The sequence below is a fragment of the Geoalkalibacter sp. genome (assembly GCF_030604225.1).
GTDB lineage: Bacteria > Desulfobacterota > Desulfuromonadia > Desulfuromonadales > Geoalkalibacteraceae > Geoalkalibacter.
Genome location: NZ_JAUVWH010000001.1, coordinates 15,169 through 35,815 on the forward strand (window position 1 = coordinate 15,169; position 20,647 = coordinate 35,815).

Consider the following 20,647-nt stretch of genomic DNA (forward strand, 5'->3'; position numbering starts at 1 on the left):
GGCAGATGCCCCCAACCCCGACCTACCAACGCAGTCGGCAACTGCTTGCCACTCCCCTGACGCACATCAGGGGAGTGGGACCGCGCTTGTTGCAAATCCTCGAAAAAGCCGGCCTCAAGACCGTCGAAGACGCCCTTTACCATCTGCCCCATCGCTATGAGGATCGCCGCGAGATGCGCCGCATCGCCCAGTTGCGCGACGGCCGCCAGGAAGTCTTCGTCGGCGAGGTCCTGGCCAGCGGTGAGACCCTGACCTCTCGAACCCGCAAGCGACTCTATGAAGTCGTGGTCGGCGACGGCAGCGGTCAGGTGTCCCTCAAGTGGTTTCATTACCGCAAGGAATGGCTGAAAAAACGCTTTCCCATCGGCGCGCGCGCCGTGTTCACCGGTGAAGTCAAGCGCTTCGGCGCGGTGCGAGAAATTCACCACCCCGATGCGGAACTGCTCGGCGACAAGACCCTGGAACAGGTCGTGGCCGAGGACCCTCTGAGTTTTGGCCGCATCCTGCCGGTCTATCCTCTCACCGAAGGCCTGTCGCAAAAAGTCGCCCGCAAGATTTTCAAGCAAATCATCGACGAATTCGCGCCCAGCGCCGTATCGCCCGTCCCCGCCGATATTCTGCGCAAGCATCAGTTCCCGCCCCTGGCCGAAGCCCTGCGCGACTGTCATTGGCCGGAACATCCAGGGCCGGATTTCGATCTGGACGGTGGAGCGAGCCGTCCCCGTTCCGCGCTGGTCTATGATGAGTTCTTTTTCCTCGAATTGGGACTGGCCCTCAAGCGCCGGGGCGTGGTTCTCGAACCAGGCATCGCCTTTGCCGTCACCCATAAATACACCCGTCCCCTGGCGGGGATGCTGCCCTATCGCCTGACCGACGCCCAGCGCCGGGTTCTCGGAGAAATCAAGGCGGACATGATGGCGCCCCATCCCATGAACCGCCTGGTGCAGGGCGATGTCGGCAGCGGCAAGACCATCGTTGCCCTCATGGCGGCGCTCATCGCCATTGAAAATCAGACCCAGGTCGCGGTCATCGCCCCCACGGAAATTCTTGCCGAGCAACACTTTCTGCAATTTCACGGGTGGTTGGACAAACTTGGGTTGCGCGCCCTGCTGCTGTCGGGTTCACTCAGCGCCAAGGACAAGGCCGAGGCCCAAGCCCGGATCAAGGCAGGGGAGGCGGATCTGGTGGTCGGTACCCACGCGGTGCTCCAGGAGGGCGTGGAATTCAAGCGCCTGGGGCTCGGCATCATCGACGAGCAGCACCGCTTCGGCGTGCTCCAGCGCGGCTTGCTGCGCCATAAGGGCGAAAACCCCGATATTCTGGTCATGACGGCGACACCCATTCCCCGCACCCTGTCTCTCACGCTGTACGGAGACCTTGCCCTGTCGGTCATCGACGAGCTGCCGCCCGGACGCACGCCCATCCAGACCCGGGTGCTCCCGGAGAACCGCCGGCAAGAAGGTTATCGTCTCATTAGAAAAGAGCTGGAGCAGGGCAGGCAGGCCTATCTCGTCTATCCCTTGGTGGAAGAGTCGGAAAAAAGCGATCTGTTGGCGGCGACAGCCGCCATGGAAAGCTTGCGCAAGGATATCTTTCCCGATCGCCGCCTCGGCCTGCTGCATGGACGCCTCAAGCCCCAGGAAAAGGAGGCGGTCATGACCGCCTTCAAAAACCGCGAGATCGATCTTCTGGTCGCCACCACGGTCATCGAAGTGGGTATCGATGTTCCCAACGCCAGCGTCATGATGGTGGAGCATGCCGAGCGCTTCGGTCTGGCCCAACTGCATCAGTTGCGCGGCCGGGTGGGTCGCGGCGCCCAGCAGAGTTATTGTCTGCTGATGCAGTCGATTCGTTGCAGCGAGGATGGCCGACGGCGGCTGGAGGTCATGGCTGAAACCAACGATGGATTCCGCATCGCCGAGGCCGATCTCGAAATCCGCGGCCCGGGGGAATTCCTCGGCACTCGGCAGGCCGGCCTGCCGGATTTTCGCGTCGCCAATCTCCTGCGCGACGGCCGCATCCTGGAACTGGCTCGCACGGAAGCCTTCCGCCTGGCGCAGGATCCCGCATTTCTCACCGCAACCCAATACGCCGAAACCCGTCAGGCGCTCCTAGACCGCTGGGGCAGTCGCCTCGAACTCGCCAGCATCGGCTGACGCACCTGCTTGCCCTCATCAATTTTCGCAATCAAAAAGTTTACATAATATATCTTATGCGACGTTATGGGTTTTACCCTTTGGGGCAGGAGCAAGGCGGCCGGCTCCCCTGCTTGCGTTCCGAATAAACCGGGCTCAGCGATACTGACTGAGGTATTGCTTGACGCGGGTAACGTAGGTGCGGGTTTCTTCAAAGGGAGGAATGCCGCCATAGCGGCGCACATTGTTGGGGCCGGCGTTGTAGGCGGCCAAGGCCAACTCCAGGTCGCCGTTGAACTCGTCGAGCATCATGCGCAGATACTGGGTGCCGCCGCGGATGTTTTCCTCGGGATCGGTCAGATTCCCGACATCCAGGTACCGCGCCGTATCGGGCATGAGCTGCATCAAACCTACCGCGCCCTTGCGCGAGACGACCTTGGGGTTAAAATTGCTCTCGGCGCGGATCACTGCATGCACCAAGGCCTCTTCCAAGTCAAAAAGCGCGGCGTAACGGCGCACGATATCCTTGACGCCCACATGCTCCATGTTTTCCTTGCGGAAAAACCTATAGTTGGATTGGGTCGGAACATTGGTGAAATGCACGACGCCGTTGGCATCGATATAACGATAAATGTCAGCCCTGCCCTGCACCGGCACCAGCAGCAGGGTTAAGAATATCGGCAGGAAAAGATAGGAAGAGCTTGCCTTCTTCATGAGAGAAAAACCTCGAAGTTCGTCACTGTATCTGAAAGTAACTAAAATTTCAATGACTTTAGCTACGTCAAAAAACTTGACAAGGTCTCTTGCCGCTTTTCATAATGGCGCGTTGCCTCTTTCGACCTCCCGTCCGCCAGGACTTTCGCAACGGACAATCGCCGACCTGAGGTGTTTTTTCTTGCAGGATTCGCGCCCGACCATCCACTCCTTTCATTCGTCCTTGCGTGGGAGACTTTCCCAATGAAGATCACTTCGGATTTTTTGATCATCGGCAGCGGCATCGCCGGCCTGTCCTTTGCGCTCAAGGTCGCGGAGCATGGCCGAGTCGCCCTGGTTACCAAGCGTGAACTCGCCGATTCGGCCACCAACATGGCCCAGGGCGGAATCGCCTCGGTCTTTGCCCCGGAAGACTCCTTTGCCAAGCACATCGAGGACACCATGGTGGCCGGCGCCCAACTGTCCCATCCCGAAGTGGTGCGCATGGTCATCGAAGGGGGGCCCCAGGCCATTCAAAATCTCATCGACTGGGGCGTGGAATTCACCCGCAAGGCCGACCAGAGCTATGACCTGCACCGCGAGGGCGGCCACAGCGAACGGCGCATCTTCCACGTGCAGGATGTGACGGGCCGCGAAATCGAACGGGCCCTCATCGAAGCCGTTCGGCAACACCCCAACATCCAAATTTTCGAGAACCATATCGCCGTCGATCTCATCACCGAGGCCAAGGCCCTGCACCGCCGGATGAATCCCAACCGCTGCCTGGGCGCCTATATTCTGGACATCGCCAACAACGAAGTTCTGACCTTTGGTGCCCGTTTCACAATTCTCGCCACCGGCGGCTGCGGCAAGGTTTACCGCTACACTTGCAATCCCGACGTGGCCACCGGCGACGGACTGGCCATGGCCTACCGGGCGGGCGCGGCCATCGCCAACATGGAATTCATGCAGTTTCACCCCACCACGCTTTATCATCCCCATGCCAAGTCGTTCCTCATTTCCGAGGCGGTGCGCGGCGAGGGCGCGATCCTGCGGCGCAAGGACGGCACCGCCTTCATGGAGAACTATCATCCCCTGAAGGATCTGGCGCCGCGCGACATCGTGGCGCGCGCCATCGACAATGAAATGAAGGTCCATGGCGATGACTGCGTGTTTCTCGACATCACCCACAAGGGTGCTGAATTCATCCGCGGCCACTTCCCCAACATTTCCGAGACCTGCCTCTCCTACGGCATCGACATGACCACCGAGCCTATCCCGGTGGTGCCGGCCGCGCATTATCTGTGCGGTGGCGTGCAGACCGACACCTGGGGCGAAACCTGCATCGTCAACCTCTTCGCCATCGGCGAAGTGGCCTGCACGGGTCTCCACGGTGCCAATCGCCTAGCCAGCAACAGTCTTCTCGAAGGCGTGGTCTACGCCGAACGCTGCGCCAAGGTCTGCCTGGAACGGCTCACCGAGCCGGCCGTCCCCTTCCCTCCCATTGCCGCCTGGGATAGCGGCTCGGCGCGCAACAGCGACGAAGAGGTGGTGGTCGCCCACAACTGGGATGAAATTCGCCTGTCCATGTGGAATTATGTCGGCATCGTGCGCTCCACCAAGCGCCTGGTGCGCGCCCATCGCCGAATTCAGATGATTCAGGAAGAAATCGCCGACTATTACTGGGATTTCTTCATCACCTCCGATCTCATCGAATTGCGCAACATCGCCACCGTCGCCGAACTCATCATCCGCTGTGCCCTGGAGCGCAAGGAAAGTCGCGGTCTGCACTACACCATCGATTTTCCGCAGACCGACGACATTCACTGGAAAAAAGACACGGTGATCCGCAAAACCTATTGAGCCTAGCGGCATCGCACGGGAGCAAGCCATGGATATCAGCGACATTCGCAAGCAGATTGACGATCTCGATGACAGGTTGCTGAAAATTTTCAATCAGCGAGCGCAACTCGCCCTGGAAATCGGCCACCACAAAAAAAAGCACGGTTTGCCGGTCTACGATCCCGAGCGGGAAAAGAAGATTTTTGAGCGGATGAAGGCGGCCAATCCCGGCCCCCTCGACGACGGCGCCATCGTGCGGCTGTTCGAGCGCGTCATCGACGAGTCGCGCAGCCTGGAGCGCATCAGAACGAAAGGGATCTGAGAATGCTGATTGTCATGAAGAGATCCGCCGGCGAGACGGACATGCGTGGGGTGAAGCAGTATCTGGTCGAGCGCGATTTTGATTTCCACCAGTCCACCGGCGCCAACCGCACGATTATCGGCGTCATCGGCGAAACCCAGACGATCGATCGCCAGGAACTCCGCAGCCTGCCGGGGGTGCTGGAAGTGTTCAAGATTCCTGAGGAAGAATGAAAAGGCCGCCCTGTTGGGGCAGCCTTTTGTCATTGGTCCTTGGTCATTTGTCCTTGGTAAAAATCTACCCCACCACCTGCGTGCGGGTGAGGACGGCGCGCAGCTTTTGCCCGGCGCCCTCGATGTTTTCGCGGGCGCCCTCCTCGCGATCCACCAACGTCACGATCCCGACCACTTCAAGGCCCTCTTCCTGGGCGCGTTCCACGGCTTTCATGGACGAACCGCCGGTAGTGGTGACATCTTCCACGATCACCACGCGCGAACCGGGCGGCAGGTTTTTTCGCCCTTCGAGCCACTGGCCGGTGCCGTGGCCCTTGGGCTCCTTGCGGATGATGAAAGCATGCACGCTCTGCCCTTCCAGGCGGGCGGCGATGGAGGTCGCCGTGGCGATGGGGTCGGCGCCCAAGGTCAAGCCGCCCACACCGTGAATCGGCCCTTCAAACTGCTTGACCTCCTGCCAGAAGGCCTTGCCCACCAGCAGTCCGCCGCGCGCGTGCAGCGTGGTCTGCTTGCCGTCAAAATAAAAATTGCTCTTGCGCCCCGAGGCCAGGGTCACTTCACGCTGCTCGTAGGAGAGTTCGCGAATGATTTGAACAAGTTCGTTGCGTTCTTCCTGTGTCATGAAAAATCCTCCTGTTGAAAAAATCAAAATCATTGGGACGCGGATTTTCAGGATAACCGCGGATTGACCTTAAGTGAAAATCCGCCCTGATCCCGCCTTTTCCGCGTTCATCCGCGTCCAACGGTTTGGCTTAAAACAATCCCAACTGGCTGTCGGCCTTGAGGCGCGGAAATTTCACCGGGTAGAAACCGCTGAAGCAGGCATCGCAGAAATGCCCCCCCTTGCTGCCCGGTAGACCGGCGGCCTCGCGCATGCCTTCGCGGGAGAGGTAGCCCAGGGTGTCCGAGGTGATGTAGCGGTTGATTTCCTCGATGGTGTGGGAGGAGGAAATCAGCTCCTTGCGCGTCGGGGTGTCGATACCGTAGTAGCAGGGAAAGCTGGTCGGCGGGCTGGAAATGCGCACATGAATTTCCTTGGCGCCGGCGGCGCGGATCATCTTGATGATCTTGCGCGCGGTGGTGCCGCGCACGATGGAATCATCGATCACCACCACGCGCTTGCCTTCGATGACCTCGCGCACCGGGTTGAGCTTGATCTTGACGCCGAAATGGCGGATGGACTGCTGCGGCTCGATAAAGGTGCGTCCGACGTAATGGTTGCGGATCAGGCCAAGCTGAAAGGGAATGCCCGATTCCTCGGCGTAGCCGATGGCCGCGGGCACGCCGGAGTCGGGGATGGGAATCACCACATCGGCGTCCACGGCATGCTCGCGGGCCAGCATGCGACCGAATTCCTTACGCACGCCATAGACTTGGCGGCCAAACACCACGCTGTCGGGACGGGCGAAGTAAATGTGCTCGAAAATGCACGGGGTGGGATTGGCCTTGCCGAAGGGTTGGTAGCTCTTCATCCCCTCCTTGTCGATGAGCACCATCTCGCCGGGCTCGATTTCGCGAATAAATTCCGCCTCGATGAGATCGAAGGCGCAGGATTCGGACGCCACCACGTAGGCCCCGTCCAGGCGCCCCAGCACCAGGGGCCGGAAACCGTTGGGGTCGCGCACCGCCACCATGCGCGTTTCGGTCAGAAACACCAGGCTGTAGGCGCCGCGCACGTCCTGCAGCACCTGCCCGATACGATCCGGCAGGGAATCGGCCTGCGCGCGGGCGAGCAAATGAACGATAACCTCGGTGTCGGAGGTGGTGGAAAAGATCGAGCCGGCCAGTTCCAGCTCGTTGCGAATCTCCTGGGCGTTGACCAGGTTGCCGTTGTGAGCCACGGCGATGCTGCCGCGCAGGTAATCCACCATGATGGGCTGCACGTTCTTGATGTCGCTGCCGCCGGCGGTGGAATAGCGTACATGGCCGATGGCGCTGCGCCCCGAGAGGCGATTGAAGATTTCCTCGTCCTTGAAGACATCGGCAACCAGCCCCATGCCGCGATGGGCACGCAGGCGGGTGCCGTCCGAGGCGACGATGCCGCAGCTTTCCTGGCCACGATGCTGCAGGGCATAGAGTCCCAGGTAGCTGAGATTGGAGGCTTCCGGATGACCGAAGATGCCGAATACGCCGCACTCTTCATGCAACTTATCAAACATGCCGAGATATGTCCCTGTTTTTGTGAGGTTTTAAGGTTTCCAGAGCTCATCTCCGGATGGCGCACAGTCTAGCACAGGTGCATCCGGAAAAGATACCGAGGCGGTCATAAAAGGTTGTCCCGCACGAAGCGCACCGCATTCTGGAACAGCCACAGGCCCATGCCCTCCTCGGGCAATCCGGGCTCACGGGTCCAGCGAGGATGATGGGTGCGATGCACGTAGGCTTCGGGATGCGGCATGAGGCCGAAGAGCCGTCCGGTTTCATCGCAAATCCCGGCGATGCCCGCCAACGAACCGTTGGGATTCGCGGGATAATCGAGGGCGGTGCGATGGTAATTGGCGTCGGAATAGCGCATGACGGCCAAATGGCGGCTTTCAATCTCCTGCAGAACAGCGTCGGAAGCCGGCACGAACTTGCCCTCGCCGTGACGCACCGGCAGATACACGCCGTTGATGCCCTGGGTGAACACGCAAGGAGAATAGGGATCGATCTTGAGGTAGGCCCAGCGATCCTCGAAGCGCCCGCCGTCGTTGAAGGTCAGGGTGGCGCTCTGGGTTTGGTAGTCACCGTCGAGGGCGGGCAGCAGCCCCATCTTGATCATCAACTGAAAGCCGTTGCACACGCCCATGATCAGCTTGCCGTCGCTGATGAAGCGACGCAACTGATCGCTCAGATGCTCCTCGCTGCCCTGGATGCGGGCATGCCGCAGGCGGTTGGCGCCGGCTTTGGCGCTGCCCAGGTCATCGCCGTCGAGAAAACCGCCGGCCAGATTGAGAAAATGGTAATCGTCAAGGCTGGCGCGACCGGCCAGGAGTTCGGCGATATGCACGACATCGGCCACGTCGCTGCCGGCCAGGCGGCAGGCCGCCGCGACCTCGCGCTCACAATTGGTGCCGTTGCCGGCAATGACGACAGCGCGTACTTTCTTGGGCATCTCTACATCTCCTTCAAAGGCGCCTGCCAGGCCGCCTTGAGTTCATCCAGGCCAGCGCGCACCAGGGCTTGCCCCTCTAATCCGGTCAGTTCCAGCACCGGCTCGGCAATGACCTCACCGATCAGCGACACATCAAGATCCGCGAACAGACCTTCAAATCGGTCGCGATCATCGGGGTTGACGCTGACCAGGAAGCGGCTCGGGGTTTCGCTGAACAGAACCTGCGCATCGGCCATCGCGCCCGCCGTCCTCACCTGGCGCAGATCGGCGCGAATGCCGAAGCCGCCGGCGAAGGCGGTTTCCGCCAGTGCCACGCCCAAACCGCCGTCGGAAAGATCGTGACAGGAGGCCAGCACGCCCTCTTCCTGGGCACGGTTGAGAGCGCGGAACAGCCGCAGGGCGGCGGGAGCATCGACCGTCGGCACGTTGCGCCCGAGTTCACCGCGCAGGGCGTAATATTCGGAGCCGCCCAGTTCATCACGGGTAACGCCGAGCACATAGACCAGATCACCGGGTGCCTTGACATCCATGGTGACGGCTCGGCGTACGTCGTCCACGCGGCCCATGACGGAAAAGAGCACCGTCGGCGGGATGGAGATCTTGCGGTCGCCGATCATGTAGTCGTTCTTCATGGAGTCCTTGCCCGAGATCAGCGGCACGCCGAAAGCCACGCAATAATCGCGCAGGGCCTTATTGGCCCGCACCAGCTGGGCGGCCTTGTAGGCGCCGTCGGGCGTTTTTTCGCTCTCCACCGGGTCGCACCAGCAGAAATTGTCAAGCCCCGCCACATGGTCGATGTCGCCGCCGACGGCCACGTAGTTGCGCAGCGCCTCGTCGATGGCGCAGGCCATCATCTGGTAGGTGTCGATATCGCTGTAGCGCGGGCAGATGCCGTGGGCGACGACGATGCCCTCGAAACTCTCGGCCAGGGGACGCACCACGGCGGCGTCCGAAGGGCCGTCGTTGACCACGCCGGTAAGGGGTTTGACCACGGTGCCGGCCTGCACCTCATGGTCGTAGCGGCGCACCACGCTTTCCTTGGAGCAGATATTGAGGCGGCCCAGCAGTTGCTTGAGCACCGTGGTGGCATCGGCGGGGGGATCGAGGAGCGGTTCGCGCAGGCCGCGTTCCTCGGGCGTCCGCCAGCGGGCGGGAAGCTTGAGCTGCGGCACGCCCTTGTGCAGAAAATTCATGTCCAGATAAGTGACGGTGCGCCCCTCATGGAGACAATGAAAGTAGCCCGAGGTGGTGAACTCACCCAGGTCGGTGGCCTCCACATCCATCTCGGCGGCCAGTTGCAGGAACGCATCGATCTTGTGCGGCGGCACGGCCACCGTCATGCGCTCCTGGGCCTCGGAAATAAGGATTTCCCAGGGCTGGAGGCCGGGATATTTGAGAGGCGCGCGATCCAGGTGTAGCTCGAAGCCACCCGTGTCCTCGGACATTTCGCCGACGGACGAGGACAGGCCGCCCGCGCCGTTGTCGGTGATGGAGTTGTACAGACCGCGGTCGCGGGCCAGGATGAGAAAGTCGAACATGCGCCGCTGGGTGATGGGGTCGCCGATCTGCACCGCGGTGGCCGGCGAGCCCTCATGGAGTTCTTCCGAGGAAAAGGTGGCGCCGTGGATGCCGTCCTTGCCGATGCGCCCGCCGACCATGACGATGCGATCGGCGTCCTCGGCTTTTTTCTCATGGCAGGGCTTGCCGTTCAGGGTGGCGGGCATGATGGAGCCGGTGCCGCAATAGACCAGGGGCTTGCCGGCGAAGCGCTCGTCGAAGACGATGGAGCCGTTGACCGTGGGAATGCCGCTTTTGTTGCCGCCGTGCTCGACCCCCTCGACCACGCCCTCGAAAATGCGGCGCGGATGCAGCAGGCGCGGCGGCAGGGGTTGATCGTAAAAGGGCGAGGCGAAGCAGAACACATCGGTATTGAACAACAGACGCGCGCCCATGCCGGTACCGAAGGCGTCGCGGTTGACACCGACGATGCCGGTCAGCGCGCCGCCATAAGGGTCGAGGGCGCTGGGCGAGTTATGGGTTTCAACCTTGAAGGCGATGCTCCAGTCGTCGTTGAAGCGGATCACCCCGGCGTTGTCCTTGAATACCGACAGGCAGAAATCCCGGTCACCGAGATTTTGCCGCACCAGGCGGGTGGTTTCAGCGATGAAATTGCGAAACAGCGAGTCGATGGTTTCGCGGCCACCCTCCCCGTCCTCGTAATCGATGCGCGCGGCGAAGATCTTGTGCTTGCAGTGCTCGCTCCAGGTCTGGGCCAGCGCTTCAAGTTCGGCATCGGTGAGCTTGGCGCCCAGCCCGACCTTGCGCCGCTTGGCGATGACGGCGGGATCGGCGATGTAGGCCTGAATCGCCTTCATCTCCTCGAGGTTGAGGGCCAGCATGCCCTCCTTGCTGATTCTAAGCAGTTCCTCGTCGCTGACGTTCAGGTCGATTTCCCGGATCTCCGGGGTGGCGGTGCTGATGACCCGAGGAATGCTCAGGGGCACGCCGCGCTCAAAATCGAAGTCCTCGCGCGCGAGGATGGTCCAGCGCTGAATCAGGGCATTGCCGAGGAAATCGTGGGCGATGCGCTCGGCGGCCGCCTTGTCGATACGTCCCTTGAGCAGGTACTGTACCGAGGTGTAGACCCCCTCCCCGGCGGCGAACTTGCGACCGGTCAGATACTGGATCGCCTCGCGGGCGGTGCGCCCCACGTTGTCGGTCACGCCAGGTCGAAAGCCCACCTCGATAAGGATGTCGAAGTCGTGGGCCAGGGGCCGGTTGACGGCGACGTCCTGAATCACCGAATCGGAGAAGGGTCCACGCGCGGCGGCCGCGACTTCTTCATCGCTCAGGGCGGCATCCACCGTGTACACGTCGAGGGTGCGCACGCTTTCCAACTCGATTTGCAGATGCCGACTGAGTTCGCGCCGCACCCGCTCGCCGCGGGCATCACGCACGCCGTCTTTTAATCCGACAATGATTCTCCAGGGCATGCAAACTCCTGTGTTGTTCTGGTATTGGCGGGGGCGATTGATGAATCGCCCTTACAAGGGCCGATCGCTGTTTGGCAAGGGGCGACGCATGCCTTGCCCCTACCCGCCGAACACCCGCTTGAAAATGGTGTCGACGTGCTTGAGGTGATAGTTCAGATCGAAGGATTCGCGGATCTTGGCTTCGCCGAGGGCCTTGACCACTTCGGCATCGGCCAGCAGTTCTTCCTGGAAGTCCTTGCCCTGCTCCCAGACCTTCATGGCGTTGTGCTGCACCAGGCGATAAGCGTCCTCGCGCGACACCCCGGCCTGGGTCAGGTCGAGAAGGATTTTCTGGGAAAACACCAGGCCCTTCATCTGGTTGAGGTTTTTCAGCATGTTTTGCGGATAGACCACCAGATTCTTGATCAGGCCGTTGAGGCGGCGCAGGGCAAAATCGAGAGTAACCGTCGCGTCGGGGGCGATGTTGCGCTCCACGGAGGAGTGGGAGATGTCGCGCTCATGCCAGAGCGCCACGTTTTCCAGAGCCGGGATGCAGTAGCCGCGCACCAGGCGGGCGAGACCGGTGAGGTTTTCGCTGAGGATGGGGTTGCGCTTGTGGGGCATGGCCGAGGAACCCTTCTGCCCCTTACTGAAAAATTCTTCGGCTTCCAGCACTTCGGTACGCTGCAGGTGCCGGACCTCGACGGAGATGCGCTCCAGGGACGAGGCGATCACCGCCAGGGTGCAGAAATACTCGGCATGACGGTCGCGGGGGATGACCTGGGTGGATACCGGCTCGGGCTCAAGACCCATCTGCCGGCAAACATACTCCTCAACCCTTGGGTCGATGTTGGCGAAGGTGCCCACCGCGCCGGAAATGGCGCCCGTGGCGATATTTTCGCGGGCGGCTTCGAGGCGCTTGCGGTTGCGCTCCATCTCGGCATACCAGGTCGCGAGCTTGAGGCCGAAGGTCACAGGTTCGGCGTGAATGCCGTGGGAGCGTCCCATGCACACCGTATCCTTGTGCTCGAAGGCGCGCGCGCGAATGGAATCGAGCACCATGTCGAGATCGGCCAGCAACTCGTCGGCGGCCTGCACCAGTTGCACCGACAGGCAGGTGTCGAGCACGTCGGAGCTGGTCATGCCCTGATGGATGAAGCGCGCCTCGGGACCGACAAATTCAGCGACGGAGGTCAGAAAGGCGATGACGTCGTGCTTGACTTCCGCCTCAATCTCGTCGATGCGCGCGATGTCGAAATGGCCTTTCTCGCGAATGACCTTCACCGCCTCGCGGGGAATCACGCCCAGTTCCGCCTGGGCCTCGCAGGCCAGGGTTTCAATTTCCAGCCAGATGCGGAAGCGGTTTTCGGGTTCCCAGATGCGGGCCATTTCGGGGCGGGTGTAGCGTGGGATCATGGTGGAAGCACTCCTGATGTTAAAATTCAAAAGCTTGGGACACGGATCAGATCTGATCAAAGCGGATAAAACAGAAACCCTCTCATTGTTAATAAAGGCCTTCCGCTAGTCTTGATCCGCTTTTATCGGATATGATCCGTGTCCCCAAAGGGTCTTTGTCTTTGCCTTTAGGTCAGCGCCACGCACAGGCTCGGCACATCCTGCCGACCGACGATCAATTGCGGATGGCAGCGGTTCTGGCCGTCGAGCATCTGCCGCACCTCGGCCAAGGCCAACTCGGCGCGGTTGTTGGTTTCGCTCAGATGGGCGAGAAACACCACCTCCAGCCCGTCCCACAGCAGATCGGCCAGCAGTTCGGCGCAGGCGTTGTTGGACAGATGGCCGTGATTGCCGCGGATGCGCTGCTTGAGGGGCCAGGGATAGGGGCCGTCGCGCAGCAAAATTTCATCGTGATTGGCTTCCAGTACCAGCACCCGGCAACCTTTGAGCCGCTCTCGAACCAGGCGGGTACCGATGCCCAAATCCGTTGCGATGCCCAGCTTGCCTTCCCGAGTTTCGATCACATAGCCGACGGGTTGAGCGGCGTCGTGGGTCAGGGGAAAGGTCTCGACACGCAGATCGCGACAGCAGAACGTCGCTCCGGCATCAAATTCTTCGATTGCGGTAATGGCTCCCAGGGCAGGAAACGCCTGGCGGGTTTCAGGATTGATATGCACCGGCAGACGATAACGTCGGGACAGAGGACCGACGCCCCGCATGTGATCGCCGTGTTCATGGGAGACGAAAATCGCGCTCAGGGATTCGGGAGCGACGTCCACCTGCCGCAGGCGCTGCGACAACTCTGTCGCCGACAGTCCGGCGTCGACGAGAATGCGACTTTCCCGGCTTTCCAGGTAGATCGCGTTTCCCTTGCTGCCGCTCGCAATCAGACAGACCCGCAAATAGCTCTCCCACACGCCGGGTAAAAATACAATGTGCCGTGCAAGGAAGGCCCTCGCACAGCACTGGAAGCGGTGCCCTATATACCTGAAAATCGCTGAATCGGCAAGGATAAAATCTTTCTCACGCGGCCGCGTCGAAAGCATTGGCGGGCCACATTCCTTGCGCTTTCCATGATTCAACTGTTTGCCTTTTTTAAAAACTGTTGTAGATTTTGCAGGATAATTTTTTCGGGGCCGCAACCCGGCACCTCAGGCTTTTTTCTTTCATCGGCTCGCAAGGAGGTCATTTGCATGGCAGTCAAAGTGGCAATCAATGGATTCGGCCGTATCGGCCGCAATGTGTTTCGCGCTGCCCAGAACAGCCAGGATATCGAAATCGTTGCCGTCAACGATCTGACCGACCCCAAGACCCTGGCGCATCTGCTTAAATACGACTCGGTTCACGGCACCTTCGATGCCAAGGTCGAGGTCGAGGAAAACGCCCTGCGCGTCAACGGCAAGACCCTTAAGGTTTATGCCGAAAAAGACCCGGCGAAACTGCCCTGGAAGGAACTCGGCGTCAAGGTGGTGATCGAATCCACCGGTCACTTCACCGACCGCGACGGCGCGCAGAAGCACATCGACGGCGGCGCCGCCAAAGTCATCATCTCTGCTCCGGCCAAGAAGCCCGATGTCACCATCTGCATGGGCATCAACGAAAGCAGCTATGATGCGGCCAAGCACCACATCATCTCCAACGCCTCCTGCACCACCAACTGCCTAGCGCCCGTCGCCAAGGTCATGGACGAGGTGTTCGGCATCGAAAAAGGGATGATGACGACCATTCACGCCTATACCAACGACCAGCGCATCCTCGACTTGCCGCACAGCGACCTGCGCCGCGCGCGCGCGGCGGCCATGTCCATGATTCCCACCACCACCGGCGCCGCCAAGGCGGTGAGCGAAGTGCTGCCGCAGCTCAAGGGCAAGCTCGACGGGCTGGCCATCCGCGTGCCGGTGCCCAACGTGTCGCTGGTTGATCTGGTCTTCGTCGCCAAGAAAAGCACCAGCATCGCCGAGGTCAACGCCGCCCTCAAGGCCGCGGCAGAAGGCCCCCTCAAGGGCATCCTGGTGTACTGCGAGGAACCCCTGGTGTCCCGCGACTTCAACGGCAGCCCCGCATCTTCGAGCGTCGATGCCCTCTCCACCAATGTCATCGACGGCAATCTGGTCAAGGTCATGTCCTGGTACGACAACGAGTGGGGCTATTCCTGCCGGGTGCTCGATCTGACCCGGCTGATCGCATCGAAATAAGTCATCGGCCTTTTGTGTGCCGAAGGGGCGGGTCGAAACCAGGGACCTGCCCCTTCTTCATTTTCATTTCCTTTCTGGAGGTAAGCCCGCATGTCACGCAAGATGACCATCGAGGATGTCGATTTTCGCGGCAAACGCGTGTTCTGCCGCGTGGATTTCAATGTACCTCTCAATGATCGGCAGGAAATCGAGGACGATACCCGCATCACCGCCGCCCTGCCGACCCTGCGCTACATTCTCGAGCAAGGCGGCCGCCTGATTCTGGCCTCTCATCTCGGCCGCCCCAAGGCCAAACCCGAGGCCAAATACAGCCTGGCTCCCGTGGCGCCTCATCTCGCCGAACTTCTTGGTCGCCCGGTAGCCATGGCCAAGGATTGCGTGGGCGCCGAAGTCCTTGCCCTGACCCAGAAAATGGCCGATGGCGACGTGCTGCTGCTGGAAAACGTGCGCTTTCACCCCGGCGAGGAAAAAAACGACCCGGAATTTAGCCGGCAGTTGGCGGAACTTGCGGAAATCTACGTCAACGACGCCTTCGGCACCGCCCACCGCGCCCATGCCTCCACGGAAGGCGTCGCCCGCCTGCTCAAGCCGGCGGTGGCCGGATTCCTCATGGGCAAGGAGCTCGAATACCTGAGCGGCGCCCTGGCCGCGCCCAAGCGACCTTTTGTCGCCGTGCTCGGCGGCGCCAAGGTCAGCGACAAGATTTCCGTCATCGAAAACCTGCTGTCCAAGGTCGACACCCTGATCATCGGCGGCGGCATGGCCTACACTTTCCTCAAGGCGCAAGGCATCGAGGTCGGCAAATCCCTGGTGGAAGCCGACCGCATCGAACTGGCCGGGCGGCTCCTGACCCAGGCCAGGGAAAAGGGCGTCAGCCTGCTGCTGCCCGAGGATCATGTCATCGCCCGCGAATTCAAGGCCGATGCCGAGCATCGCACCTGTGACAATACCGGATTCCCGGTGGACTGGATGGCCTTGGACATCGGTCCGCGGACCATCGCCGCCTACCGGCAGGCGCTGGACCAGGCCGGCACCGTGGTGTGGAACGGTCCCATGGGCGTCTTCGAGTTCGACGCCTTTGCCGAGGGAACTTTCGCCGTGGCCCGCGCCCTGGCCGAATCCCAGGCCACCACCATCATCGGCGGCGGCGATTCGGTTTCGGCGGTGAAGAAATCCGGCCTCGAGGAGCGCATGACGCATATTTCCACCGGCGGCGGCGCGTCCCTGGAACTGCTTGAAGGCAAGGTGCTGCCCGGCGTGGCGGCGTTGACGGACAAATAAGGGAGAACGACGATATGCGCAAACCCCTGATCGCGGGCAATTGGAAGCTGCACAAAACCATTCCCGAGGCCCTGGAACTGGTCGAAGCCCTGAAACAGAACCTGGCCGACATAACCGATGTCGAGGTGGTGGTGGCGCCGGTTTTCACCGCTCTTGTGCCCGTCGCCAAGGTGCTGGAAGGCTCGTCCATCGTCCTGGCGGCACAGAACTGCTATTTTGAAAACAACGGCGCCTTCACCGGCGAAGTCTCCCCCGCCCTACTCAAGGACGCCGGTTGTTCCCATGTGATCCTCGGCCATTCCGAGCGCCGTCAGCTTTTCGGCGAGACGGATGAATTGATCAACCGCAAGGTCAAGGCGGTTCTGGCCGAAGGGCTGACGCCCATCTTCTGCATCGGCGAGACGCTTGAGGAGCGCGAGAACGATGAAATGATGGATGTCCTGAAACGCCAGGTGACCGTCGGCCTCAAGGGCTTGAGCGAAAGCCAGATGCTCAACGTCGTGGTCGCCTATGAGCCGGTGTGGGCCATCGGCACGGGCAAGACCGCGACCGGCGAACAGGCCCAGGTGGCCCATGCCTTCGTGCGCGGCCTGCTCGCCGGCCTGTTCGGCACGCCCCTCGCCGAGCAGGTGCGCATTCTCTACGGCGGCAGCGTCAAGCCCGACAACGTCGACGGCCTGATGGCGCAGATGGATATCGACGGCACCCTGGTCGGCGGCGCGAGCCTCAAGGCCGGGGATTTTATTCGGATCGCCCGGTTTGAAAAAAACTGATTTTCTCCTTTTCTCCCCGCGTCATCTGTGATAGTTTTGCCCGGTTCAACGCCAAACTTTGATGGGAGAACGTTTTTTCAATGACCACGCTTCTTGTTTTTCTGCACATCCTGGTCTGCTTCGCCTTGATCATCATCGTCCTGCTGCAAGCCGGCAAGGGTGCCAGCATCGGCGCTTCCTTCGGCGCCGGCGCCAGCGGCACGGTGTTCGGCGCCGCGGGCGCCGGCAGCTTTCTCGGCAAGCTGACGGGCGCCGCCGCCATAATCTTCATGCTCACCAGCCTGACGCTGTCCTATTTCGCCGGCCGCCCCGGCGCCGGCAGCATCATGCCCGACATGGTCGCGCCCCCGCAGCAGAGCTTGCCGGCCCTTGATCCGGCCCTGCCCCCCGGTCCGGCTCCCGTGGCGGAACCCGTGGCACCAGCTGCAGAACCGGCACCCGCGCCGGCGGAAAATGCTCCGGCGCAACCGGCCAATCAGAACTAAGAAAATTGATTGACAACCCTCAGCTAAATCTGTATAAAGACAATCCGTTCGCCGAAGTGGTGGAACTGGTAGACACGCCATCTTGAGGGGGTGGTGACCGACAGGTCGTAGGAGTTCGAGTCTCCTCTTCGGCACCAGCGAACAGAAAAGCCCGGCCGTCCAACTGGACGCGCCGGGCTTTTAGTTTTGTGCCTCCCAAAGAACCCTGTACCGGTGGATTCGACAACCTTTGTTATAATGGACCCTGAGCCGGGCGCGACCGCGCCTTTGATCCGCGAACGGGAAAAGGGGAGAGTTGCCATGTACGTCGCCAGGGATAAAAACAACGATCTCTATCTGTTCAACGAATTCCCCCGCCGGGGAAGCGAGTGCTGGTGGGCCGAGAGCGGCCTCGACGGTACCTACCTCAAACTCAACAATGCCCTCTATCCCAATGTGATCTGGGATTCGGAACCCTTGCGGGTCCAACTGGTCTTGGCAACGGACGGGGAGCCTTAAAGAAAAGAGGTCGCGTCTTAACATGGGAAAAACCCTGAGCGATTTTGGTGACAGCGAACTTCTGCTTCAGCTATGCAGCGGCCAGAACCTTGCCGTTTTATCCACCGAAGCGGACGCGCGTCCCTATGCCAGCCTGGTTGCGGTTGCCATGACCTCCGATTTGCGCCACCTGTTTTTCGCCACGCCCCGTGCCACGCGCAAATACGCCAACCTCTCGACGAACCCAAGGGTGGCGCTGCTCTTGGACAACCGCACCAACCAGGTTGCCGATTTCAGCCGGGCGGCCGCGGCCACGGTCCTCGGTGTGGCGCAAGAGCTAAGCGCGCAGGAGCGCGACAAAAATCAGGCGTTTTATCTAGAGCGCCATCCCCACTTGGCCGAGTTCGCCGCCTCTCCCAGCACCGCGTTGTTCAGGGTGCGGGTGGAGAGCATCTACCTGGTGACGCGCTTTCAGAGCGTCATGGAATATCACTTTACTCCATGATCAAACCCCGCGACCTGGTTATCGACCTCACCGCGTTGACTCTCGACGATCTGCCTCGCGCCGGCGGCAAGGCCGTGAACCTGGCGCGCCTGGCGCGCGCGGGCCTGACCGTGCCGCAGGGGTTCTGCATCACGACAGCGGCCTATGATCATTACCTGAATGAGACCGGAATCCGTGAGCGCCTGCCGCTGCTGCTCGAACGCAAAGCATTTGCGCAGATGCGCTGGGAGGAATTATGGGATCTTGCCCTCAAGGTGCGGCACCTCTTTTTGCAGACTCCCCTCCCGCAAGATCTGAGTGACGTCCTGGCGCAATCCCTCTTCGCCCGTTTCGACGACGATTACCCCCTGAGCGTGCGCTCCACGGCACCGGCGGAAGATACGACCAACGCCTCCTTTGCCGGACTGCACGACTCTTTTGTCCATGTGCGCGGCTTGGCCGCGATTCTCGACAAGGTGCGGCTGGTGTGGGCATCGCTGTGGTCCGACCGGGCCCTGCTCTACCGCCAGGAGTTGAGCCTTGATCCCGCAACCAGCTCCATGGCGGTTCTGGTGCAGGAATTGATCGAGGGCACCTGCTCGGGGGTCGCGTTCAGCCGCTGCCCGGGGAGGCCGCATCTGGCGGCGATTGAGGCGGTCTGGGGACTCAATCAGGGGTTGGTCGATGGCGATGTGGAGCCGGATCGCATCCTTTTCGATGCCTCCGGGCAGATCGTCGAGCGTCATGCGCCTCAGCGGGAACAAGCCTGCCGCGCGGTGCCGCAAGGCGTTGTATTGCAGCCCCTGCCGACGGATCAACGTGCGGCATCGCCTTTGTCCGACACGGACGCTGGACGGATTTTGGCCCTGCTGCGCCAGGCAGAGAATCATTTCGGCGCGGCCCAGGATGTGGAGTGGACCCTACGTGACGGCACGCTGTTCGCCTTGCAGGCGCGGCCCATTACCGCGAGCGGCACCGCGGACAACGACGAAAGAGCCTGGTATCTGAGCCTGCACAAAAGTTTGGCCACTCTGGCCAAGTTGCGCCGCCGCATCGAGGATGGGCTGCTGCCGGCCATGGAGCAGGAGGCACGGCGCCTGGGATCCATGGATCTGACGAAGCTCGACGATGAAGCGCTGGCGGCGGCGATTCGTGAGCGGCAGGGGCTTCTCGACGCCTGGGAGGCACGCTACCGCGATGAGTGCATCCCCATGGCGCATGGGATTCGCCTTTTCGGACAACTCTACAACGACCGCCTGCGGCCGGAGGATCCCTTCGCTTTTCTCGATCTGTTGGCGGGTGATGAGGGATTGCTGGCGGTGCAGCGCAATCGCGCCCTGCAAGAACTGGCCGCACGGGTGCGCGCCAATCCGCAGCTTGCTCAACAACTTCGCGACGGTCGGACGCTGCCGACGGACAGCCCTTTTGTCTTGGATCTGCACGGGTTCACGGCGCGTTTCGGCACACTCTCCTGGGTCATGGGCAGCCCGGAGGATGAGGCGCGGTCCTTGGCGGGGCTTATTCTGGAACTGGCAAAAAAACCGCCGGAAGCGCACTTCCCTCACCGGCAGACCAGAGAAGATGCCTATCGGGCGGCATTTTCAGCGAAGGAGCAGGCCCTGGCCCGGGAAGTTCTGGACATTGGCCGGGCCAGCTACCGTTTGCGTGATAACGACAACTTGTTTATCGGCGGTCTCTCGGCGCGACTCCATGAGGCATGCCGTGAAGCCGAACGGCGCCTGGCCGAGGGCGCACATCCCCTGCTCTCAAGCCTCATCGATCCCGGCAAGACGCGCGTTGCGCGCCGCACCACCGCCGCCCCTTTCCCGCCGCCGCCCGCCGCTGCGATTCCCGGTACGCGCCGGCAGGCACGTCAACTCGTCGGTCAGCCGGCCGGGCCCGGATTGGCCCAGGGCCACGCGCGCGTCATCCGCCGTCCCGAAGATCTCCGCGCGTTCCAATCAGGCGAAATTCTGGTTTGCGATGCCGTGGATCCCAACATGACTTTTGTGGTGCCCCTCGCCGGAGGTATTGTGGAGCGCCGCGGCGGCATGCTCATTCACGGCGCGATCATTGCCCGGGAATACGGCTTGGCTTGCGTTACCGGTGTTCCCGGTGCGATTGACCTCATCAACACCGGCGACCGGATTACCGTCGATGGCTACCTGGGGCTGGTCACCGTTGAGCCCGCGGTTCATTAAAGCTAGGCGCGTTTTGCCTGTCTCTA

18 protein-coding genes and 1 tRNA gene are annotated in these 20,647 nt (G+C 61.4%); 12 read left to right on the plus strand and 7 right to left on the minus strand.

Going from position 1 to position 20,647, the window contains the following annotated elements:
• Positions 1-5: 5 nt before the first annotated feature.
• A complete protein-coding gene (gene recG / locus QAT43_RS00085; protein WP_305040978.1) occupies positions 6-2,156 on the plus strand; it encodes an ATP-dependent DNA helicase RecG in 2,151 nt (716 codons plus the stop codon).
• A 135-nt stretch (positions 2,157-2,291) separates the two neighbouring features.
• Here the strand turns inward: recG and QAT43_RS00090 are convergent, their stop codons facing one another.
• Entirely contained in the window at positions 2,292-2,849 is a 558-nt protein-coding gene (locus tag QAT43_RS00090) for a lytic transglycosylase domain-containing protein (RefSeq protein WP_305040979.1), read from the minus strand.
• A gap of 243 nt (positions 2,850-3,092) precedes the next feature.
• Between QAT43_RS00090 and nadB the strand changes: the two genes are divergently transcribed.
• The 3 genes from nadB to QAT43_RS00105 are packed head-to-tail and all read left to right on the plus strand — an operon-like array spanning position 3,093 to position 5,204.
• Positions 3,093-4,691 (plus strand): L-aspartate oxidase, encoded by a 1,599-nt coding sequence (gene nadB / locus QAT43_RS00095; RefSeq protein ID WP_305040980.1) that lies wholly within the window; start codon positions 3,093-3,095, stop codon positions 4,689-4,691.
• A 28-nt stretch (positions 4,692-4,719) separates the two neighbouring features.
• Positions 4,720-4,992, plus strand: coding sequence for a chorismate mutase (gene pheA / locus QAT43_RS00100; RefSeq protein ID WP_305040981.1), 273 nt, complete (start codon positions 4,720-4,722; stop codon positions 4,990-4,992).
• Positions 4,993-4,994: 2 nt separating this feature from the next.
• Positions 4,995-5,204: a hypothetical protein gene (locus tag QAT43_RS00105; protein ID WP_305040982.1), complete on the plus strand. Its 210-nt coding sequence runs from the start codon at positions 4,995-4,997 to the stop codon at positions 5,202-5,204.
• Between the two features lie 64 nt (positions 5,205-5,268).
• Here QAT43_RS00105 and pyrE read toward each other — a convergent pair whose 3' ends face one another.
• The 6 genes from pyrE to QAT43_RS00135 all read right to left on the minus strand — a co-directional run bounded on the left by pyrE (position 5,269) and on the right by QAT43_RS00135 (position 13,627).
• A complete protein-coding gene (gene pyrE / locus QAT43_RS00110; RefSeq protein ID WP_305040983.1) occupies positions 5,269-5,826 on the minus strand; it encodes an orotate phosphoribosyltransferase in 558 nt (185 codons plus the stop codon).
• Positions 5,827-5,956: 130 nt separating this feature from the next.
• Positions 5,957-7,363: an amidophosphoribosyltransferase gene (gene purF / locus QAT43_RS00115; RefSeq protein WP_305040984.1), complete on the minus strand. Its 1,407-nt coding sequence runs from the start codon at positions 7,361-7,363 to the stop codon at positions 5,957-5,959.
• A 104-nt stretch (positions 7,364-7,467) separates the two neighbouring features.
• On the minus strand, positions 7,468-8,298 hold the full coding sequence (locus QAT43_RS00120; protein ID WP_305040985.1) for a phosphoribosylformylglycinamidine synthase subunit PurQ: 831 nt from the start codon (positions 8,296-8,298) through the stop codon (positions 7,468-7,470).
• Between the two features lie 2 nt (positions 8,299-8,300).
• Positions 8,301-11,291, minus strand: coding sequence for a phosphoribosylformylglycinamidine synthase subunit PurS (locus QAT43_RS00125; RefSeq protein ID WP_305040986.1), 2,991 nt, complete (start codon positions 11,289-11,291; stop codon positions 8,301-8,303).
• Positions 11,292-11,390: 99 nt separating this feature from the next.
• The gene (gene purB / locus QAT43_RS00130) at positions 11,391-12,686 is read right to left on the minus strand and encodes an adenylosuccinate lyase (protein WP_305040987.1); all 1,296 of its coding nucleotides are present in this window, start codon (positions 12,684-12,686) and stop codon (positions 11,391-11,393) included.
• Between the two features lie 167 nt (positions 12,687-12,853).
• A complete protein-coding gene (locus QAT43_RS00135) occupies positions 12,854-13,627 on the minus strand; it encodes an MBL fold metallo-hydrolase (protein WP_305040988.1) in 774 nt (257 codons plus the stop codon).
• 291 nt (positions 13,628-13,918) lie between these two features.
• Between QAT43_RS00135 and gap the strand changes: the two genes are divergently transcribed.
• The 8 genes from gap to QAT43_RS00175 all read left to right on the plus strand — a co-directional run bounded on the left by gap (position 13,919) and on the right by QAT43_RS00175 (position 20,621).
• Positions 13,919-14,920, plus strand: coding sequence for a type I glyceraldehyde-3-phosphate dehydrogenase (gene gap, locus QAT43_RS00140; RefSeq protein WP_305040989.1), 1,002 nt, complete (start codon positions 13,919-13,921; stop codon positions 14,918-14,920).
• A gap of 90 nt (positions 14,921-15,010) precedes the next feature.
• Positions 15,011-16,201 (plus strand): phosphoglycerate kinase, encoded by a 1,191-nt coding sequence (locus QAT43_RS00145; RefSeq protein WP_305040990.1) that lies wholly within the window; start codon positions 15,011-15,013, stop codon positions 16,199-16,201.
• Positions 16,202-16,215: 14 nt separating this feature from the next.
• The gene (gene tpiA / locus QAT43_RS00150; protein WP_305040991.1) at positions 16,216-16,974 is read left to right on the plus strand and encodes a triose-phosphate isomerase; all 759 of its coding nucleotides are present in this window, start codon (positions 16,216-16,218) and stop codon (positions 16,972-16,974) included.
• Positions 16,975-17,054: 80 nt separating this feature from the next.
• On the plus strand, positions 17,055-17,459 hold the full coding sequence (gene secG, locus QAT43_RS00155; protein WP_305040992.1) for a preprotein translocase subunit SecG: 405 nt from the start codon (positions 17,055-17,057) through the stop codon (positions 17,457-17,459).
• A gap of 50 nt (positions 17,460-17,509) precedes the next feature.
• A tRNA-Leu gene (locus tag QAT43_RS00160) sits at positions 17,510-17,596 on the plus strand.
• 163 nt (positions 17,597-17,759) lie between these two features.
• Positions 17,760-17,957 carry a hypothetical protein gene (locus QAT43_RS00165; protein ID WP_305040993.1) on the plus strand — a complete coding sequence of 66 codons (198 nt, stop codon included), beginning with the start codon at positions 17,760-17,762 and terminating at the stop codon, positions 17,955-17,957.
• Positions 17,958-17,979: 22 nt separating this feature from the next.
• Positions 17,980-18,441 (plus strand): pyridoxamine 5'-phosphate oxidase family protein, encoded by a 462-nt coding sequence (locus QAT43_RS00170; protein ID WP_305040994.1) that lies wholly within the window; start codon positions 17,980-17,982, stop codon positions 18,439-18,441.
• Positions 18,438-20,621 (plus strand): PEP/pyruvate-binding domain-containing protein, encoded by a 2,184-nt coding sequence (locus tag QAT43_RS00175; protein WP_305040995.1) that lies wholly within the window; start codon positions 18,438-18,440, stop codon positions 20,619-20,621. The genes QAT43_RS00170 and QAT43_RS00175 overlap by 4 nt, the downstream gene beginning before the upstream one ends.
• The last annotated feature ends 26 nt before the right edge of the window (positions 20,622-20,647 follow it).

What these genes read in the sequence shown, in the direction of transcription:
- recG (WP_305040978.1), top strand. Translation starts at nt 6, where the DNA reads ATGCCCCCAACCCCGACCTACCAACGCAGTCGGCAACTGCTTGCCACT.
- QAT43_RS00090 (WP_305040979.1), bottom strand. Translation starts at nt 2,849, where the DNA reads ATGAAGAAGGCAAGCTCTTCCTATCTTTTCCTGCCGATATTCTTAACC.
- nadB (WP_305040980.1), top strand. Translation starts at nt 3,093, where the DNA reads ATGAAGATCACTTCGGATTTTTTGATCATCGGCAGCGGCATCGCCGGC.
- pheA (WP_305040981.1), top strand. Translation starts at nt 4,720, where the DNA reads ATGGATATCAGCGACATTCGCAAGCAGATTGACGATCTCGATGACAGG.
- QAT43_RS00105 (WP_305040982.1), top strand. Translation starts at nt 4,995, where the DNA reads ATGCTGATTGTCATGAAGAGATCCGCCGGCGAGACGGACATGCGTGGG.
- pyrE (WP_305040983.1), bottom strand. Translation starts at nt 5,826, where the DNA reads ATGACACAGGAAGAACGCAACGAACTTGTTCAAATCATTCGCGAACTC.
- purF (WP_305040984.1), bottom strand. Translation starts at nt 7,363, where the DNA reads ATGTTTGATAAGTTGCATGAAGAGTGCGGCGTATTCGGCATCTTCGGT.
- QAT43_RS00120 (WP_305040985.1), bottom strand. Translation starts at nt 8,298, where the DNA reads ATGCCCAAGAAAGTACGCGCTGTCGTCATTGCCGGCAACGGCACCAAT.
- QAT43_RS00125 (WP_305040986.1), bottom strand. Translation starts at nt 11,291, where the DNA reads ATGCCCTGGAGAATCATTGTCGGATTAAAAGACGGCGTGCGTGATGCC.
- purB (WP_305040987.1), bottom strand. Translation starts at nt 12,686, where the DNA reads ATGATCCCACGCTACACCCGCCCCGAAATGGCCCGCATCTGGGAACCC.
- gap (WP_305040989.1), top strand. Translation starts at nt 13,919, where the DNA reads ATGGCAGTCAAAGTGGCAATCAATGGATTCGGCCGTATCGGCCGCAAT.
- QAT43_RS00145 (WP_305040990.1), top strand. Translation starts at nt 15,011, where the DNA reads ATGTCACGCAAGATGACCATCGAGGATGTCGATTTTCGCGGCAAACGC.
- tpiA (WP_305040991.1), top strand. Translation starts at nt 16,216, where the DNA reads ATGCGCAAACCCCTGATCGCGGGCAATTGGAAGCTGCACAAAACCATT.
- secG (WP_305040992.1), top strand. Translation starts at nt 17,055, where the DNA reads ATGACCACGCTTCTTGTTTTTCTGCACATCCTGGTCTGCTTCGCCTTG.
- QAT43_RS00165 (WP_305040993.1), top strand. Translation starts at nt 17,760, where the DNA reads ATGTACGTCGCCAGGGATAAAAACAACGATCTCTATCTGTTCAACGAA.
- QAT43_RS00170 (WP_305040994.1), top strand. Translation starts at nt 17,980, where the DNA reads ATGGGAAAAACCCTGAGCGATTTTGGTGACAGCGAACTTCTGCTTCAG.
- QAT43_RS00175 (WP_305040995.1), top strand. Translation starts at nt 18,438, where the DNA reads ATGATCAAACCCCGCGACCTGGTTATCGACCTCACCGCGTTGACTCTC.